This window comes from Enterococcus crotali, assembly GCF_000633635.1.
Lineage (GTDB): Bacteria > Bacillota > Bacilli > Lactobacillales > Enterococcaceae > Enterococcus_L > Enterococcus_L crotali.
Map to the genome: position 1 here is coordinate 140,856 of NZ_AYPQ01000009.1, position 12,568 is coordinate 153,423.

The 12,568-nt window shown below is 37.8% G+C and carries 10 protein-coding genes and 1 pseudogene; 3 read left to right on the forward strand and 8 right to left on the reverse strand.

The window, feature by feature from the left end:
- Positions 1-143: 143 nt before the first annotated feature.
- Positions 144-743 (forward strand): MerR family transcriptional regulator, encoded by a 600-nt coding sequence (locus tag V192_RS20645; protein ID WP_051581983.1) that lies wholly within the window; start codon positions 144-146, stop codon positions 741-743.
- 208 nt (positions 744-951) lie between these two features.
- Here the strand turns inward: V192_RS20645 and V192_RS20650 are convergent, their stop codons facing one another.
- Positions 952-1,767, reverse strand: coding sequence for a MurR/RpiR family transcriptional regulator (locus V192_RS20650; protein ID WP_035011581.1), 816 nt, complete (start codon positions 1,765-1,767; stop codon positions 952-954).
- Between the two features lie 182 nt (positions 1,768-1,949).
- Here V192_RS20650 and V192_RS20655 point away from each other — a divergent pair, with 182 nt between their 5' ends.
- Together V192_RS20655 and V192_RS0117810 are read left to right on the forward strand one after the other, a co-directional pair.
- A complete protein-coding gene (locus V192_RS20655) occupies positions 1,950-3,239 on the forward strand; it encodes a PTS sugar transporter subunit IIC (RefSeq protein WP_338030891.1) in 1,290 nt (429 codons plus the stop codon).
- Positions 3,240-3,375: 136 nt separating this feature from the next.
- On the forward strand, positions 3,376-4,551 hold the full coding sequence (locus tag V192_RS0117810) for an aminotransferase class I/II-fold pyridoxal phosphate-dependent enzyme (protein ID WP_025873626.1): 1,176 nt from the start codon (positions 3,376-3,378) through the stop codon (positions 4,549-4,551).
- Positions 4,552-4,775: 224 nt separating this feature from the next.
- Here V192_RS0117810 and V192_RS0117815 read toward each other — a convergent pair whose 3' ends face one another.
- The 7 genes and pseudogenes from V192_RS0117815 to V192_RS20660 all read right to left on the reverse strand — a co-directional run.
- Positions 4,776-5,306 carry a DNA-3-methyladenine glycosylase I gene (locus V192_RS0117815; protein WP_025873627.1) on the reverse strand — a complete coding sequence of 177 codons (531 nt, stop codon included), beginning with the start codon at positions 5,304-5,306 and terminating at the stop codon, positions 4,776-4,778.
- Positions 5,307-5,324: 18 nt separating this feature from the next.
- Positions 5,325-6,107, reverse strand: coding sequence for a MurR/RpiR family transcriptional regulator (locus V192_RS0117820; RefSeq protein ID WP_025873628.1), 783 nt, complete (start codon positions 6,105-6,107; stop codon positions 5,325-5,327).
- A 123-nt stretch (positions 6,108-6,230) separates the two neighbouring features.
- Positions 6,231-7,568, reverse strand: a complete 1,338-nt coding sequence (locus V192_RS0117825; RefSeq protein ID WP_025873629.1) for a 6-phospho-alpha-glucosidase — start codon at positions 7,566-7,568, stop codon at positions 6,231-6,233.
- A gap of 104 nt (positions 7,569-7,672) precedes the next feature.
- Positions 7,673-9,253: a PTS transporter subunit EIIC gene (locus V192_RS0117830; protein WP_025873630.1), complete on the reverse strand. Its 1,581-nt coding sequence runs from the start codon at positions 9,251-9,253 to the stop codon at positions 7,673-7,675.
- Between the two features lie 284 nt (positions 9,254-9,537).
- Positions 9,538-10,464 carry a transketolase family protein gene (locus tag V192_RS0117835; protein ID WP_082266073.1) on the reverse strand — a complete coding sequence of 309 codons (927 nt, stop codon included), beginning with the start codon at positions 10,462-10,464 and terminating at the stop codon, positions 9,538-9,540.
- Positions 10,464-11,294: a transketolase gene (locus V192_RS0117840; RefSeq protein ID WP_025873632.1), complete on the reverse strand. Its 831-nt coding sequence runs from the start codon at positions 11,292-11,294 to the stop codon at positions 10,464-10,466. The genes V192_RS0117835 and V192_RS0117840 overlap by 1 nt, the downstream gene beginning before the upstream one ends.
- Positions 11,294-12,568: pseudogene (locus V192_RS20660) on the reverse strand (PTS ascorbate transporter subunit IIC); the annotation flags it as partial. The gene V192_RS0117840 and the pseudogene V192_RS20660, both read right to left, overlap by 1 nt.

The following is a 12,568-nucleotide window of genomic DNA, read 5'->3' on the forward strand; positions in this document are numbered from 1 at the left end:
GAATCGTCTATGATCATTCGCCCTATTGAAATTGCGAAACAGTTAAACATTAGCACAAGCTTATTACGACACTATGAAAAAAACTGCTACTTCCCTTACCTAAGAGAAGTAGCAGTGGTTATCGCATTTATACAGAAGAAAGCTTGCATTATTTCCGGGCGATCAGGACGACAACGATCACTTATGGCTATCATGTGACTCAAAAAATCATGACGGCCATTCAAGCGGGAAACTTTTCCGCCGCTTTTTGGTTACTCAATGATGAACAAGTCAAATTGCATCAACGAAAAAAAATATCCGACCAAACCTTAGCCCTCCTTCACGAAGAAGAATGGCAAGACATCACACAAATGCCAAAACGCGGTTGGTTAACGATCGGCGAAACCGCTGAACGTTTAGCCATCACAGAAACAGCCATTCGACACTGGACCAAAGAACAACTTCTTGAAGTTCCTCGTGATCCAGAGAGTAATTATCGAATGTTTGATGAACACGCGATCCAGCAATTACTATTTATTCGCATGATTCGTGCCTCTACTTGGTCATTAGATGAGGTTCGGGAAATCCTAGCTCAATTTCACGCTGATTCTCCTAAACGAATGATTGAACTTGCCGAGCAATCCTTACGTTCTTTGAATGAATTATTGAAACGGCAAATGATTTCTACGAAATATATCTATGCGTTAATTCAATTTTTAGAGCCTAATTTTTTTGAAGATTTTCCTGATTCTAATTTTTATTGAGTTATAATAAAGCCCTTAAAACAACACAAACATCAGTGTTGTCTTAAGGGCTTTATTCGGATAAATATAGCATAAATGGCTATTACGTACCTAACAATTTTGAAAAAAGTAACTATCTTAGCCATGACCATAAACACACACTCAATAGGAATATCTTTTCTAAGTAATTTTCATAGTCAAAACTTCAAGATAGAAATCGGCGTATTCTTCAATGAAGTATAATTTTTTCGAAATTGCGATTGAAAATACACGAGTATAGAACATTTAAAATGTACTCAATAGCAATTTGTGACGAAAAAGTCGAAACTTTAAAATCCGCTTCTTCATTGTTTGGAATCGGATATACGACAGTAGCATACTTAGCCAGCTGACTTTTTAAATTTGACGTAATTGCAATGATCGGTGTCCCTCGTTTAGTAAAAATTTGAGCCTCGTTTACCATTTCTGCTGTATTTCCACTATAAGAAACAATGATCGCAACATCCTCTTTTGTTGCATTATTTGCCAGATAAAATTGTTCTGGCTGTAAATGAACAAGCTGAATATACATATTGATGCGCAAAAGTTTGGTTTGAAAATCAGTTAATCGAATAAAGGAATTACTCACTCCAACAGCCATGATATTTTTTGCATTTAACAGTAAATCAACTCCTTGATTCAAGTCTTTTTCTGTTAAAATCGTTTGTGTTGAATGAATGGTTTCTTCTGTAAGCTGAGCAATTTTATTTGCGACCATACTATCAGAATCTTCTCTGTTAAAAGGCATATTCGCATCAATGTTGCGAATATTTCGATAGTACACTTCCAAATCTCTGGAAAGCTTGATTTTAAACTCTTTAAACCCACTGTTTCCTGCCTTTTGGCACAAACGGACAATCGTAGATGTAGAAGAATTAGTTGTAGTTGCCAATTCATAAATTGACATATGTAGAACTCTTTCAGTATGTGCCAAAATAAATTCAATGATCAATTGTTCATTATAAGTAAATTTCTCTGTCTGCTTCAGTTCTTCGATTAAATTCATAACCTCACCTTTCGTTTGTAAGAAAAGAAACTATGTTTCTCGTTAAGTATACCTTATCCCAATTATTTATGAAACATAGTTACAGAATTCGCGTTTCCTATTTACTTAAGAAAGCGTTTTAACTAAGATGTGCTTATAACAAATAGATTGTTGGAGGAGATAAAAATGGAAAAAATGACTAGTTGGGTCGAGTCATCTTTGGTTCCAAAAGTGTCAAAAATTACAAATCTAAGGTACTTTCAAGCATTACGGAATGGTTTTTTGCCATTATACCATTGACGATCATCGGATCGATTTTCATGCTGATCACAGATTTTCCTGTTCCAGGATATGAAGAGTTTATGGCAGGTATTTTTGGTTCAGAGTGGATGAATTTTATTTCACCGGCATATAGAGCAACGTTTAATATGATGGGGATTATTTTTGCTGGAACAATGTCTTATAAATTAGCAGAAAGCTATAGTATGGACAAATTGACCTCCCTCGTTTTAGGAATTGTGGCTTATGTGGTGGTTTTACCTAAAAGTGTTACAACTGAAACAGGTGAAGTCGTAAATAAAGTTCTATCTTTTGATTGGTTAGGAACACAAGGCGTTATTACCGCTATTATTATGTCCATCATTTCTGTTGAGTTGACACGTTTTTGTTTGAAAAAAAAGCTGATTATCCGCATGCCGGAAAGTGTCCCTACGATGGTCAGTCAAGCATTTAGCGCATTGATTCCAGGAATCTTTATTGTAGCTGTTTCTTTAGTCATAAATGGTGTTGGTGTGGTCTTTTCAGAGTCATTCCCGCAATTAATTTATACATTGATTCAAGCACCGCTGCAAGGAATCATCGGAACTCCTTTTGCGATTATTTTAGTCGCTGGTTTGAATGGTTTACTGTGGTGGTTTGGTATCCATCCAACTGTGATCAACTCTATGCTTTATCCAATCCTATACGCTAATGCGGATAAAAACCAGGCCTTAGCAGAATTAGGACAGCTTACCACACAAACTGGTAATTTTGGAACGGTTCAGATGTTGGATCAATTCGCTACGATCGGCGGCGCTGGATGTACGATCGGTTTAGCGATTGCAATGGCAATTGTTGCCCGTTCATCACGAATGAAGGCAATGTCAAAAATCTCATTTGTCCCTGCTTTTTTCAATATTAATGAACCTTTGATCTTTGGTCTTCCAGTTATTTTTAATCCATTGATCCTGATTCCAATCACCATTGCTCCAATTGTTTCTGTATTGATCGCCTTATTATCAATGAAGGTCGGTTTTATGCCGATGTTTACGAGTATTCAAGCACCATGGGCTACTCCCTTTATTTTTTCTGGTTTTCTAGTGGGGCAATGGCAAGGAGCTGTTACCCAAATCATAGCGGTGATTGCTTCGGTTGCTATTTACTATCCGTTTGTTAAAGCATTAGACAATCAGTACAAGAAAGAAGAGCTTCATGAAATACCCGACACACTATAATCTAGCTTCACGAGCTGGCACTTCGGAAAAAAGATAAAAATAGAATGAGCCAGAAAATGTCTCCATCAATTTTGTCTATTTTTCAGTCAGTGCTAAACGAGTTCGTTCAGCTTTAAAACTTAAGGAGAAAATGATGATGAAAAATGAATATGATGAAAATATTTGCTGTGAAGTAGAAAAACAGACTGAAAAAAGCTATCACTCGATGGCTCCCGAAATAGTTCAAACGTCTTCCTTTTCTTTTCCAACCTATGAAGAGTTTATCGCTGTAAGTGCAGATGAAAAGAATAACTATGTCTACACTCGAGGAACGAATCCAACAACTGAAATACTGGAAAAAAAGATCGCTCGACTTGAAAGAGGAGCAAAGTGCAAAGTATTTTCATCAGGTATGGGCGCTATTTCCGCAACCATGTTTACGCTCCTATCACAAGGTGATCATGTTTTGATGGTCAATACGATATACGGAGAATCACTGTCCTTTATCCAATATATGGAAAAATTTGGTGTAACATTAACCAAAATAGATGTCTCAACAACGGCTGAAATCGAAGCTCATATACAGTCCAATACCAAAGTGATTTATTTTGAAAGTCCTTCTTCTCAAAAATTTGAACTGCTGGATTTAGAGAAAATTACTGCAATGGCTCAAAAACAGAATATACGCACGGTCATCGATAATACTTGGGCATCCCCTTTATTTCAGCATCCATTAGATTATGGTGTGGATATTGTGATCCACTCTTGCTCAAAGTATATCGGTGGTCATTCTGATATTGTCGCAGGAGCTGTTATAGGCGAAGAAAAGTTAGTTGATGAGATTTTTGAAAATGGACATCAATCGCTTGGTGCAGTCAATAGTCCCTTTAATTCGTGGCTAGCCATTCGAGGTTTGAGAACATTACCTGTACGTATGGCTCATCAGACTCATGCGATCCAAACTGTTTTAAATCATTTAAAAGAAGATCCTCGAATCAGTAAGATCCACCATCCTTATTTAGCTGTTGGTGAACAAAAGGAACTTGGGGATAAATATTTAAGCGGCTATGGTTCATTGTTTGCTATTGATTTAGAAGATACCGATTTTACGCGCCTTAAAGCCTTTGTCAATGCATTAGAAGTTGTAACTATTGGTGTTAGCTGGGGAGGCTTCGAGAGTCTAGCACTACCAGTCGTTAAGGGAAATAACCTAGATGCTGTGAAAAAACGCGGCCTGTCTCCGGCACACATTAGAATGTATGTTGGTTTAGAAGAACCGATGTCAATTGTCGAGGATATTCAACAAGCATTAGACCAGGTTTATGGTAAATAGGCTCCCTTCTAAAAAAAATAACACAATAATTGAATGTGACAATTAATGTGTCTGACTAAAATATGGTGTTGGTTGGTAGTAAATGTTCTGTAAATAAAAAGATACGCTCTAGAGATAAAAAAACAAATTGTGTAAGTCAGTCACCCACTGCTTATGCAATTTGTTTTTCACTATTTGGTGTAAGAAATTTGATCCCTACCAAGTAGAATACAGACTCTTACTTATCAAACCTCCCGATTCAACACTTCATCTTGAATCATCCCACTCGCCTTCATAAACATATACGTCACAACTGGTCCTACAAAAGTAAAGCCATTCTTTTTCATATCTTTTGCTACAGTTTTAGATAAAGGTGTGACATTTGGCACTTCATATGCCTCTTCATACACATTCAGACGGGGAACCCCACCAACAAAATCCCACATATAATCCGCAAAACTACCGTATTCTTTTTGCACTGCTAAAATCGCTTGAGCGTTTTGAATCGTGGCGTTGATTTTTCTTGGATTGCGGATCATATCAGGATCTTGCATGATTTTCTCCACATCGTCTGGCATCATCCCTGCAACTTTTTGGATTTCCATATTATGAAAATTTCTCAAAAAAGCCTCTAATTTACTGGCCGCGGCTTTCCAACTTAATCCTGCTTGAAAGGTTCCCACTGTTAGTAAAATAAACAGTAAACGATCATCATGTGTGGGTTTGCCCCATTGGTTGTGGTACCAGTCGAATTTTTTCTTATCCTGCTCTTTCATCGTAATCCCTCGTACTTTTCATTCGTTATTATTTGATACCTTTCGTTGATAATCAATATAGCCAAAGGCAAAAGCCTCAACAAGCGTGAAAAAACTAGACGCGCTTTGCAACCACCAATCATTTGGAATTGGGCTACGTGAACTAGAAGCATATAAATTATACGTTGCCTGGCCTGATAACCAATTACTCTTAAAATTGGTAATAGAAACAATTAGTGCTCGTTTAATTTTTAAAATATTCAAAATGCCATCCAGACTACGATTTTCACCAGATAATGATAAAAGAAAAATAACATCATTCTCTGCTAACTGTTCGACAATTCGTTTAAATTCAACAGAATCTGCACTTCCAGGTATTACTTGAACAGGCTTGCCTATCAGCAAAAACATTCGTTGCAATTCAGCGGCCTGATTTTGTTGCGTTACACCTGTCGAAATAACAAAAATACGAGCACATTTTTCTATTACTTGGTACAATTCAGTCCAGTCTGCTTCACGAATATACTTTAATGTCTCTTCAACATCCTGTAATGTTTGGGTAAAAAATGACGAATGTTTTTCATTTGATGGATCAGCAGATGCTTCCCACTTTAAATAATTTTTCATTTCGCTATACCCAGTAAAACCTAGTTTTTGAGAAAAACGGATGACAGAAGACTTAGAAGATAAGCTCTTTTTAGCAAATACAGTTACACCAAGATTTCCAATTTCATTTTTATTCTCCATAATGAATTTACTAATTGCGAAATCTGTTTCACTTAATTGATTATAATTTTGATGTAGTAAATCATTAAAACTCATACTATTCACGTCAATCCTCTTACATTCATTTAGATTTTCTCCGTTGCTAATTACAAAAATAAAAAAGCTAATGAAAATCCACTAGCTTCTTTATATCATGAATTTATTATTTTTCCTAGTTGATTAAACGAGTTCAGGCCAATATTCTTTATTCGCTGTAATTAAATCATCTAAAATATCTTTTGCGACACTGGCACTCGGAACTGTTTTAGATAACGTTAATGCCTGCCATAATTTTTGATACGATTTTTCAAGATACGCTTGAACAACTAGTTTTTCTACAGATACTTGTTGTTCGATCATCCCTTTTTGGAATTGAGGAATTTCTCCCATCGCCAGTGGCTCATACCCTCGTATGCTGACAATACAAGGAACTTCTACCATTGCTGTTGGATCGATATTTAAAATTGCGCCATTGTTAGGAACAATCAATAACATTCTTTCATATGTGTTATACGCTAATGCTCCCGCTAGTTGGACCACAAATTCTGCATGTTCTCCAGCTTCAATCGTTGTACCTTTTGCTGTACCATTTTCTGCGATTCGTTTACACTCTGCAAAAACATTTTTCTCCCGATGATCCATTACTTCGTTGGCACGTGTATATTCTGGGTTTGAATGTGCCACAACATAATCTGGGAATAGGTAATATTTCAAATAAGTATTCGGGATCGTTTCAGGATCTACTGCATAAATGTCTTTTGCCTTTTGGAAGGTATCCATCCAACTGGCTTCTGCTAATAAAGGATTGTTCAATCCATCTCCAGCTGCGCTATATCCCCATTTGGCCACATGTTCTTTTAGTTTTGGTAATAAATCAGTCCCAGCTCGATCCGTCATCTCAGTCCACCAACCAAAATGATTCAACCCATAATAACGTTCGACTATTTCGCTCTCATTTTTCAATCCCATGATGTCTGCAATTGATTTTTTGATTGCTACAGGCATATCACAGATATTGATGATTTTTGCTTTTGGTCGTAATACGCGTGTTGCTTCTGCAACGATTGAGGCTGGATTAGAATAATTTAGCATCCAAGCTTCAGGCGAATATTGTTCCATATAATCAATCAATTCAATCACACCAGGAATCGACCGCATTGCATAGGCTACTCCGCCTGGTCCACAGGTTTCTTGCCCTACAACACCATATTTCAGTGGGATTTTCTCGTCTTTTTCACGCATCGGCAGTCCGCCGACTCTAATATGAGCCATCACAAAATCAACATCAGTAAAGGCTGCTTTTGGATCTGTGGTTGCTGAAAATTCAATTTCAGGTGCTCGCTCACGGACGATAACTTCACAAGCATCGGCCACTATTTTTTGTCTTTGTTCATCATTATCATAAAATGTCAATTTTCTAAGCGGAAACTTCTCTTGGTTTTCGATCAACATCATCACGATTCCAGCTGTATAGGTACTTCCTCCACCAGCGATCACTACAGATTGTTTTTCTAACATGTTTTTTCCTTCTTTCCCTCTAAGTTACTTTTATTCTAACGAGTTTTCTACTCAATTCAATCATTCAAACAAGCTTTGGACCTTTGTCCAGCAGTTGAAACAAATTATTCGATAATGCCTAGTTTTTCACAAACAGCTTCCTTAAATACAGGTACTCCCATTCCAATGATCACCTGTATATTATTACCATTCAGCACAATTCCTTTTTGCTGCGAACATTGTTTCAGCATTGCTTCATCCACTTGAGTAGAATCTTTGACTGTCACTCGCAATCGTGTAAAACAATTCGTGATCACTTCTATATTTTCTGGACCACCTAACCCCTCAATAATTACTGCTACGTCTTCGGTAGCTATTTCATCTGTTGAGACAATTTCGTTTACTTGTTGCTGATCGCTATTATTAACCGTAATATCTACACCATCAGCAGTTACTATTCCTTCTTCGCGTCCTGGTGTTTTCAAATTGAACTTGTTGATCAAAAAAACAAATGTGACATACCAAATAACTCCCATAACCAAGCCTACAATAATAACTAAATAAAATTTAGATAAACCAGGTGGAATCACAGAATTTGATACCACGGTATCGATTAGTCCATAAAGCATGTACGTACGAGCACCGATTGCCCAAAGAATGACTTCTGAAATAGCTGTTAACAAACTATGTACTAGCCATAACAATGGTGAAGCAAATAAGAATGAGAAGTCTAAAGGTTCAGTGACCCCAGCTACTGCACCAACAAACACAGAAGGTAAAATCATCCCTTTAATTTCATCTTTCCGTTCTTTGTTCGCACAATGAATCAAGGCCAGACCTACCGCTACTGATCCAAAAATCTTAACGAAACCAAAGGTCGCAAAGCGCAGGGATGGATCTAATGAGGCGATCGTACCTGCATTGGCCATTTCAGCGTAAAATATATTCACAGCGCCACTATACATCTTTCCGCCAATTTCAGCTGTTCCTCCTAAGGCAGTAAAACAAAACGGCATCCATAATAAGTGATGTAGTCCAGTTGGAATCAAGAAACGATTCCCAAAAGCATAGAGAAAGACACCAAACAATCCTGCAGTCAAAATCACATCTGACAACGAAGTGATCCAGCCATTAACGACTGGCCAGATATAACACAAACTAATAGCCAAAACTAAAGTGATCGGAATCATTAAAATAAACGAAAACCTAGATCCACCATAGATACTTAATAAATCAATAAACTCAATATCAGAAAATTTATTGTGGATATAAGCTGTGAGGCATCCTAACAGCATTCCTAAAAATACATTCATATCCACCACTTGAAAGCCTAATACCATTCCTTGCCCTGTCCCAAATAACCCCATTGCACCTTCTTCTGCTAGCATATCGAATAGATTCAACCAAGCATTATTAGCTGCTAAAAAAAATAGAAAAACAATTAAAGATAGTAGCCCTGCCTCTACTTTTTTCTTATTAGCCATTGATGAAGCAATTCCTACACAAAAAATAATCGCTAAATTGTTCATCATGGCATCCATCATTGTTTTTATCAACAACCCTATTGTCTGTATAAAAGATGGCATAAATTCCAATTGTAAAATAACTGCAACTGCTAAAAATAATCCCATGACTGCCATGAATTTAATCGGCATGATCGCTGAACGTGAGAATTTCTGCATTGCTTCTTTTGCTTTTGCTCCCATTTTTTCCCTCTTTCCAAATAAATAAATTGAGTTGTACAAGCTCTTATCTGTAAGTTAACACACGAATATAACGCTTACAATATTCAATTTAGTCTATGGAAAAAAGTCCGTAAGTTGGACCATTTTGAAAAAACGATCAATTGGGAGAATTATTTAGATAATTGGCTTAAAATTATGATTGTCTACATTTTGGCATTAAACGATTAGAAAAGCGCTCAGACATTGGGGAAACTACAATGTCTGAACGCTTTTTATTGAGGTAAACTGATAGAATCAGTTGATAACTATTTATTCGATACTTCTTTGAAAGCTTTGGATATATCCTCAGCTTTCAAGCCATAAACTTCCTTTAAATACTCTACTTTACCCACTTGACCAAATTGTTCTTTCACACCGATTCGCTTTATTTTTACTGGCTGATTTTCAGCAACTATTTCCGCTACAGCACTGCCCAACCCACCGATCACATTATGATTTTCTGCCGTTACGATCGGTCCTAGTTTAGCCGCTTCAATTACGATGTCTTCATTCATCGGCTTGATTCTAAACAAATCGATCACTTGAACTGAGATTCCTTGTTTCTCTAAATCCTCCGCTGCCTGAAGAGCTTCTTCCACCATAATTCCACTAGCAAAAATCGTGCCCGCGGTTCCCTCTTTCAACTTGTAATAACCTTTAGAGAAATCTTCTTCGCCCCTATATAGTGATTTTGCTTGTTTGCGAATCGTTCGAATATAGAACAATCCTTGTGCCGTATGCGCATATTCTAAAATCGCTTTAAATTGGTATGGATCTGACACTTCATAGATATGGTTTCCCGGAATAACGCGCATCAAGGCAATATCTTCAAACGGCATATGGGTTCCGCCGTTCATTTCAGCTGTAACACCTGGATCAGTTCCTACGATAACTGCATGATTTTTAGAATAACCAAGAGATAGAAAGACTTGATCAAAGGAACGCCTCGTTGCAAATGGCGCAAAGGTATGGATAAATGGGACAAAACCAGTGACAGCAAGACCAGCTGCTGCTCCCATTTCTTCCGCTTCCATGATACCCACATTGATATAACGTTTTCCAAGTTGCTCTTTTAATTTACTTGTTCCCATTGAACTTGCTAGATCCGCTTCTAATGCTACAACTTTTGGATCTTTTTCAGCTAAAGCTGAAATCGTTTTTGTATAAACTTGTCGCATTTCTAAGTCTTTCATTATTGATTCACCTCGATCTTTTCAGCCAACACATCGATTGCTTCTTTGATGGCTATTTTTCCCGCTTCATCTGGACGAACATGATGATTGTCCACTAATGCTTCAAAGTAAGGAACCCCTTGTCCTTTTACTGTATCTAAAACAATCGCTGTTGGTTTACCGATCATTTGTTTCGCTTGATTCAACGCAACTTCAATTGCATCAACATCGCTGCCATCCACACGCCAACTATTAAAACCAAAGGCCTGCATTTTTTCGACAAAATCAAACGGATCGCAAATCTCTGTTGTATAACCATCTAACTGTTTTTTATTATCATCGATCAATACGATCAAATGATCCAACTGTTGATGCGCCGCAAACTGAAACGCCTCCCAGCATTGTCCTTCATTTAATTCACCGTCACCAACGATTGCATAGGTATAATTACTTTTGCCTAACAACTGATTGCCTTTTGCAATCCCAGTTGCCGCTGAGATTCCTTGACCTAAAGACCCTGTTGTCATATCCACACCTGGGGTTTTGATTCGGTCTGGATGAGAAGGAAGATTTGTTCCATTTTGATTTAAACTAAAAAGGAATGCTTCATCAAAATACCCTTTTAAAAACAATGTAGCATATAGCGCAGGCCCCGCATGTCCTTTCGATAAAACAAAATAATCACGGTCTGGATCGTCTTTTTTCTCTGGTGACACATTCAAGACTTTTCCATACAAAACTGCCAACGTTTCAACAATAGACAAGCTGCCACCAAAATGCCCAAAGCCTAAATTATCTAATTCTCTCATCGTATAATAACGAATCTGATCCGCTAATTTCTGTGTATCCATTATGCCGCCTCCTTCGTTTCAGTTATTTTTTTCTTGCCGAAAATCGTTAATCCGATCAATAATGCCAATACCGCCAAAATACCAGCAACGACAGCAATTTGACCGCCCGTATCTGCTAATTTACCAAGGAAAATCCCCGTCACACCATAATCTGTATCAGAGAAGGTCGAACCTTGGAAACCTAAATCACCCATAACTGGCATTAGTAAAATCGGCATGAAACTAATGATCACTCCGTGAATAAACGAACCCACAACCGCTCCTCGAACTCCACCAGTCGCATTACCGAAAACGCCGGCCGTTGCACCACAGAAGAAATGCGGCACCACACCTGGAATAATCACGGTTGTCCCTGTCGCAATCATAATAAATAAACTAACGATCCCCCCAACAAAACTAGTTAAAAAGCCAATCAACACAGCATTTGGTGCATATGGAAAAACAATTGGGCAATCTAATGCTGGAATCGAGTTAGGTACTAATTTTTCAGAAATCCCTTTAAATGCCGGTACAATTTCAGCTAAAATCAAACGAACACCAGCCAAGATCACGAAGACACCAGCCGCAAACATCCCAGCCTGTTGCAACGCATAGATAATATAATTTGTCCCATTACTAAGATGTTCAGAAATAAAGTCATTCCCTGCAAACAAGGCCACGATCGTATACACAATTCCCATCGTCAACGTAATACTAACTGTTGAATCACGTAAGAATGACAAGCCTTTTGGAAAATTGATATCTTCCGTTGATTTCTTTTTGTCTCCTACATATTTTCCGATAAAACCACTAAGGCATAGCCAAAATTCCCTGTATGTCCCAAAGCAACTGAATCATTTTTGGTAATTTGTTTGGTAAACGGCTGAGCGATCGCAGGAAAAATCGTATTCGCTAAACCTAACGCCAAGCCACCGACTAAAACTAACGGTACAGCACTCATTTTTGTGACACTCATGATCACCGCAATCATACACGCCATATAAAGTGTGGCATGACCTGTTAAATAAATATATTTAAATTTCGTAATGCGGGCGATCAAGATATTAAACGCCATTCCCGCTAACATAATAAGTGCTGTATACGTCCCATATTTCGTCAGTGCCAAGGCAACAATTGCTTCATTATTCGGCACCACCCCTTGCATATTAAACGCATGCTGGAACATTTCACCAAACGGAGCTAGTGAGCCTTCGATCACACCGGCTCCTGCTGTTACCACTAAAAACCCAACAAAGGTTTTGATTCCGCCACGGACAACATCTGWWRTCCGTGGC

Excerpts from the sequence above, each read along its gene's own strand:
- V192_RS20650 (WP_035011581.1), bottom strand. The coding sequence starts at position 1,767 with ATGAATTTAATCGAAGAACTGAAGCAGACAGAGAAATTTACTTATAAT.
- V192_RS0117810 (WP_025873626.1), top strand. The coding sequence starts at position 3,376 with ATGAAAAATGAATATGATGAAAATATTTGCTGTGAAGTAGAAAAACAG.
- V192_RS0117815 (WP_025873627.1), bottom strand. The coding sequence starts at position 5,306 with ATGAAAGAGCAGGATAAGAAAAAATTCGACTGGTACCACAACCAATGG.
- V192_RS0117820 (WP_025873628.1), bottom strand. The coding sequence starts at position 6,107 with ATGAGTTTTAATGATTTACTACATCAAAATTATAATCAATTAAGTGAA.
- V192_RS0117825 (WP_025873629.1), bottom strand. The coding sequence starts at position 7,568 with ATGTTAGAAAAACAATCTGTAGTGATCGCTGGTGGAGGAAGTACCTAT.
- V192_RS0117830 (WP_025873630.1), bottom strand. The coding sequence starts at position 9,253 with ATGGGAGCAAAAGCAAAAGAAGCAATGCAGAAATTCTCACGTTCAGCG.
- V192_RS0117835 (WP_082266073.1), bottom strand. The coding sequence starts at position 10,464 with ATGAAAGACTTAGAAATGCGACAAGTTTATACAAAAACGATTTCAGCT.
- V192_RS0117840 (WP_025873632.1), bottom strand. The coding sequence starts at position 11,294 with ATGGATACACAGAAATTAGCGGATCAGATTCGTTATTATACGATGAGA.